A 5,261-nucleotide genomic window follows, 5' to 3' on the forward strand; every position below is an offset into this window, starting at 1 on the left:
CGCGTCACCCGCGAGCAGTTCGAGCAGCTGGCGCACGCCGGCATCCAGACTGTCGGCACGGACGTCCACGCCGGTCATGTTGTCACTCGGACCTCCATGGCCGGAACATCAGCGGCCGCCGGCGGCTCGTCCTCCAGCGAGATGCCCTTCGTCTCGCGGGCCAGCAGGAGGGCGACCGTCGTGATCACGCACATGGCAAGCAGGTAGATCGACACGGCGACGGTCGTGCCCCACGCGTCGAGCAGCGCGACCGCGATCAGCGGCGCGACCGCACCGGCAACGATCGAGGCGAGCTGGGAGCTGATCGACATGCCGGTGTAGCGCACCCTCGTGCGGAACAGCTCGGAGACGAACGCCGCCTGCGGGCCGTACATCGCGCCGTGCAGCACCAGGCCGATGGTCGTCGCCAGCGCCATGACCGGGAACGATTTGGTGTCCAGCATGGCGAAGAACACGAAGCCCCAGATGGCCATGCCGACCGCACCGAACAGGTACACCGGCCGCCGGCCCACCTTGTCCGAGAGCGCTCCCCACAGCGGGATCGTGACGAAGTGGACGGCCGAAGCGATCAGCACCGCGTTGAGCCCCGTCGACTTGCTCAGGTCCAGCGACTGGACGATGTAGACCAGGATGAACGCGGTGAGCACGTAGTAGGACACGTTCTCCGCGATGCGCGCGCCGATCGCGATCAGCACCTCGCGCCAGCTCCGCTTGAAGACCTGCACGATCGGTGCCTTCTCGGTCGCGCCGCTCTCCTCGGCCTTGCGCTGCGCCGCCAGGAAGACCGGCGACTCGGCCACCGAGAGCCGGATCCACAGGCCGACGACCACGAGGACCGCCGACAACAGGAACGGGATCCGCCAGCCCCACGCGACGAACGTCTCCTCGGACTGCACTGCCGCGAGGATCGCGAGCACGGCGACCGCCAGCAGGTTGCCACCCGGCGCGCCGCACTGCGGCCACGACGCCCAGAAGCCACGCCGCTTGGCGCCGCCGTGCTCGGACACGATCAGCACCGCACCGCCCCACTCGCCGCCGAGCGCGAAGCCCTGGACCAGCCGCAGGAACGTCAGCAGGAGCGGCGCGGCGGCGCCGACGGCCGCGTAGGTCGGCAGCAGGCCGATGGCGAACGTGGCGGCACCCATCAGCATCAGGCTGATCACGAGCAGTTTCTTGCGACCGAGCCGGTCGCCGAAGTGTCCGAAGACGAGACCGCCGATCGGCCGGGCGGCGAAGCCGATCGCGTAGGTGGAGAACGCGAGGAGCGTGCCGGTCAGGGGGTCGAAGTCGGGGAAGAAGACCGTGTTGAACACGATCGCCGCGGCCGACCCGTACAGGAAGAAGTCGTACCACTCGATCGTCGTGCCGATCAGGCTGGCCGAGACGATCCGGGCCAGCGACCGGCGCTTGCCGGTGTTTGCGGGCAGGGCTGTCACGAGATCACCGCACTTCGTTGGGGGGTATGGGGGTTCGACATCAGTGGGCGGTCCAGGCGCCGTCGATCGGCACCGACGCGCCGGTGAGCGAGCCGCCGGGCTCGCCGGCGAGCCACCGCACGAGCGCGGCGACCTCGGTCGGCTCGATCAGCCGCTTGACCGGCGTGCGGTCCAGCAGCACCTTCTCGAGCACCTCGTCCGGCGGGAGGTGGTGCGCCTGCGCCTGCGCCTCGATCTGGTTCTCGACCAGCGGGGTGCGCACGTACCCCGGGTTGACGCAGTTGCTGGTCACGCCGTGCGGGGCGCCCTCGATCGCGGCGACCTTGGACAGCCCCTCGAGCCCGTGCTTGGCGGCGACGTAGGCCGACTTGTACGCGCTCGCGCGCAGGCCGTGCACGCTGGAGACGTTCACGATGCGGCCCCAGCCGCGGGCGTACATGTGCGGCACACACCGGCGGATCAGCAGGAACGGCGCGGTAACCATGACCTGCTGGAGCAGCGTGAACATCTCCGGCGGGAACTCGTGCAGCGGAGCGACGTGCTGCAGGCCGGCGTTGTTCACCAGGATGTCGACCTCGGCGGGCAGCTTCTGCACCGCGTCGGCGTCGGCCAGGTCGACCACGTGTGCCCACCCGCCGACCTCGCCGGCCACCCGCTCGGCGGCCGGCGCGTCCCGGTCGACGACGTGCACCTTCGCGCCCGCCTCGGCTAGCGCGAGCACGCAGGCGTGGCCGATGCCGCTGCCGCCGCCGGTGACGAGCGCGATGCGCCCGGCGAGGTCCGTGTGAGCTGGAGCACCTTCCATGGCTGTTCACGCTAGGTAGGTCCACGGTCGCGGACCATGTGTCGACCGGCCATAGCACTCAGCGGGTCGATGTGGATGTCGACCATGTGTGGGCGTCCGCGTACGTGTGTGCGTAATGTTGCGCGTGTGATTTGCCCGAAGTGTCAGAACACAATGCGCACCGTCGACCGCCAAGGCATCCACATCGACCAGTGCGACAGCTGCCGCGGGATCTTCCTCGACCGCGGTGAGCTGGAGTCCATCCTCAACGCCGAGCAGCAGTACATGGGAGCGGCGGCACCGCCGCCGTACCAGGGTGGCCCGGCGCCGGCCGGTCCGCCGCCGCGAGCGGGCGGGTACTACCCGGACTCGCCGAAGGGTTACGGCCGCGGTGGTTATCCGGACTCGCCAAAGGGTTACGGCCGCGGTGGTTATCCGGACTCGCCGCGCGGGTATCACGGTGGCCATGGAGGTCATGGACACCGTCGCCGCAAGAGCTTCATGGAGCAGTTGTTCGACTAGTCGTCGCTGCTGTTGAACCCGATGATCTGCGCGGGTTGCGGCGTGTGGACGGCCGAACCCCGCGTACGAACCGACGGCGCCGGCACGGTTCTCGAGTGTGTCTCATGTGGACACAGAGAGCCGTACCGGCGCCTTCCGCTGTTCGCGCTCACCGGCCCGTCGGGCACCGGCAAGACGACGGTCGGCCGGCTGCTGGTGTCACTGCTCGACTCGGTCGCCGTCGTGCTGGAGCAGGACCTGCTGTGGGTCGGCGCACTGCGTGACCCCACCGGCGACTCGGCCGCGTTCCGGCAGACATGGCTGCGCCTCGCCGCGTCCGTCCAGCAGAGCGGCCGCCCGGTGGTGCTCTGCGGCACCGTCGCGCCGCCGCAGTTCGAGCCGTGGCCGGAGCGCGTGCTGTTCTCCGACATCCACTACCTGGCGCTGACGTGTGATCCGGTGGTGCTCGCCGCGCGGCTGCGGGGCCGGCCGGCGTGGCGGGCGTGGGACGAGGAGCGCATCGCGGAGATGCTCCAGTTCAACGACTGGGTCATCGCCGAGGGCTCCTACACGAAGCCGCCGATGACCCTGCTCGACACGACGTCCATCACGCCGCCGGATACCGCCGCGCAGGTCGCCGGGTGGGTCCGCCAGCTCCTGCCGCCATCGCCCGGTCGGCTGTGACGCGACCCACCTCACCTGCGCAAGCACGGTGCTTGCAATTGCTAGCACTCGCACGTACCGTCGATGGTGTCGCGAGGAGGTGACCGGGATGAGCGAGACCGACCAGCCAAGCCAGGATGGCCACGGCCGCGCCATCAACCACCACGGCATCAACGCCGGCATCAACGAGGTGGCCGACAAGGTCGCCGACACGGTCGCCGACCTCGGACGGGACATCGGCGAGTACATCAAGCAGCAACGCAGCAGCGCGAAGATCTCGTTGCGGCAGCTGTCGAAGCTCGCCGGGGTGTCCAACCCCTACCTCAGCCAGATCGAACGAGGCCTGCGAAAACCGAGTGCGGAGATCCTCCAGCAGATCGCCAAGGGCCTACGGATCTCGGCCGAGGCGCTGTACGTGCGGGCCGGCATCCTCGATGTCGCGCACGGCGGCCCGGTGGTCGACGCGGTGCGTGCCGACGACGCGCTCACCGAACGACAGAAGCAGATCCTGCTGGATGTCTACGAGTCGTTCCGCCGCGAGAACTCTACGCAGTCCACAGTGGAGGGGTCCGATGTGGACGTTGTCAACCCGACGGACCCCGTGATCTGAGGAGTGAGACACATGGTTGCGTTGCCGAAGACCGAAGACGTGCGCAAGGCCGGCGAGCAGGCCGTCGAGGCCCTCCGGACGCCGCTGCTCGCGGCGCTGGGCGCGGGCGACCTGGCCACCCAGGCCGTGCGTGACGCCGTGAACAAGACCCGCACCCGGGTCAACGAGGGTACCGACGCCGCCAAGGGCGCCGTCGACGAGCTGCCCCGCGACCTGGCGGGCGTCCGCGAGCGGCTGGACCCGGCCGAGCTGCGCAAGCTGGTCGACGAGTACACCGACGCCGCGCAGAAGCTGTACCAGAAGCTGGCCGACCAGGGCGAGGACGCGCTGACCAAGCTGCGGGCCCAGCCGCAGGTCGGCAAGGCGCTGGACCAGCTCGAGGAGGCCATCGCCACGCTGCAGCACCGGGTCGGCGACGTCGCGGGTGACGCCCGCGAGCTGGCCGAGGAGGTTCTGGCCAAGGTGACCCGGCAGACCCGCTCGGTCGGCGAGAAGACCGCCCGACGCGCGGAGCGGGCCGGCACCGAGGCCGCCGAGGCGATCGAGGAGCTCGGCGACGACGTGGCGCACGAGGTGCGCAGCACGTCCCGCAAGGCCGCGAACCGGACCGCACCGCGCAAGGCCGGCGCTTCGCGGACGAGCGCGAGCACCCGGAAGTCCAACGGCGCCGCCAACAAGTAGTAGCGCGTCTGCACAAACGGCCCCGGCACCCCGTGTGCCGGGGCCGTTCCGCGCCATGACCAGGTCCGCTGGTCACTCGCGGCGGTCCGCACGTAGGCTGGAGCCGTGCCGATGGAAGCGATGCTGATACTGCGGATCATCGACTGGGCCGCCGTGCCGGTCGGTGTCTTCGCGTTCATTCACGCGTTGCTGCAGCGTCCGGACGCCTACGCGGCCATCGACCGGCTGACCAAGCCCGCCTGGCTCGGCATCACCGGCGGAGCCTCCGCGGCGCTGCTGTTGTTCAGCTTCGCCGGCATCGGCTGGATCTTCTGGATCGCCGGTCTGGTCGCCGCCCTCGTCTACATCGTGGACATCCGGCCGCGGCTGATCGAGGTGCAGCGCGGGGGCCAGCGCTGGTGACCGACGACTAGGTTGGTCGCGTGACCGGCTGGACCGTTTCGGGAACCCTCACCGTCGAGCGCGCGCTCGCCCGCCCCCGTCTCTTAAACACAACTACCAGCCCACGAGACCAACAAAAAAATCGGTATGGCGCTTGGGCGTTTGAACAGGGGGGGGGGGGGGGGGGGGGGGGGGGGGGGGGGGG

At 69.8% G+C, this 5,261-nt stretch carries 7 protein-coding genes; 5 read left to right on the forward strand and 2 right to left on the reverse strand.

From position 1 onward, the window contains the following. Positions 1 to 74: 74 nt before the first annotated feature. Together ACRDSK_RS31605 and ACRDSK_RS31610 are read right to left on the reverse strand one after the other, a co-directional pair. Positions 75 to 1,436 carry an MFS transporter gene (locus ACRDSK_RS31605; RefSeq protein ID WP_431445063.1) on the reverse strand — a complete coding sequence of 454 codons (1,362 nt, stop codon included), beginning with the start codon at positions 1,434 to 1,436 and terminating at the stop codon, positions 75 to 77. Between the two features lie 40 nt (positions 1,437 to 1,476). Further along, positions 1,477 to 2,241 (reverse strand): 3-hydroxybutyrate dehydrogenase, encoded by a 765-nt coding sequence (locus ACRDSK_RS31610; protein WP_431445064.1) that lies wholly within the window; start codon positions 2,239 to 2,241, stop codon positions 1,477 to 1,479. Between the two features lie 84 nt (positions 2,242 to 2,325). Between ACRDSK_RS31610 and ACRDSK_RS31615 the strand changes: the two genes are divergently transcribed. From ACRDSK_RS31615 to ACRDSK_RS31635, 5 genes are all read left to right on the forward strand, one after another. Next, positions 2,326 to 2,742 (forward strand): zf-TFIIB domain-containing protein, encoded by a 417-nt coding sequence (locus tag ACRDSK_RS31615; RefSeq protein ID WP_431445068.1) that lies wholly within the window; start codon positions 2,326 to 2,328, stop codon positions 2,740 to 2,742. A 21-nt stretch (positions 2,743 to 2,763) separates the two neighbouring features. After that, a complete protein-coding gene (locus ACRDSK_RS31620) occupies positions 2,764 to 3,405 on the forward strand; it encodes an AAA family ATPase (protein WP_431445065.1) in 642 nt (213 codons plus the stop codon). An 88-nt stretch (positions 3,406 to 3,493) separates the two neighbouring features. Next, a complete protein-coding gene (locus ACRDSK_RS31625) occupies positions 3,494 to 3,994 on the forward strand; it encodes a helix-turn-helix domain-containing protein (protein WP_431445066.1) in 501 nt (166 codons plus the stop codon). 12 nt (positions 3,995 to 4,006) lie between these two features. Next, entirely contained in the window at positions 4,007 to 4,675 is a 669-nt protein-coding gene (locus ACRDSK_RS31630; protein WP_431445067.1) for a hypothetical protein, read from the forward strand. Between the two features lie 111 nt (positions 4,676 to 4,786). After that, on the forward strand, positions 4,787 to 5,077 hold the full coding sequence (locus ACRDSK_RS31635) for a DUF2516 family protein (RefSeq protein WP_431445069.1): 291 nt from the start codon (positions 4,787 to 4,789) through the stop codon (positions 5,075 to 5,077). Positions 5,078 to 5,261: the final 184 nt, after the last annotated feature.

It is taken from the genome of Actinophytocola sp., assembly GCF_050699915.1.
Lineage (GTDB): Bacteria > Actinomycetota > Actinomycetes > Mycobacteriales > Pseudonocardiaceae > Actinophytocola.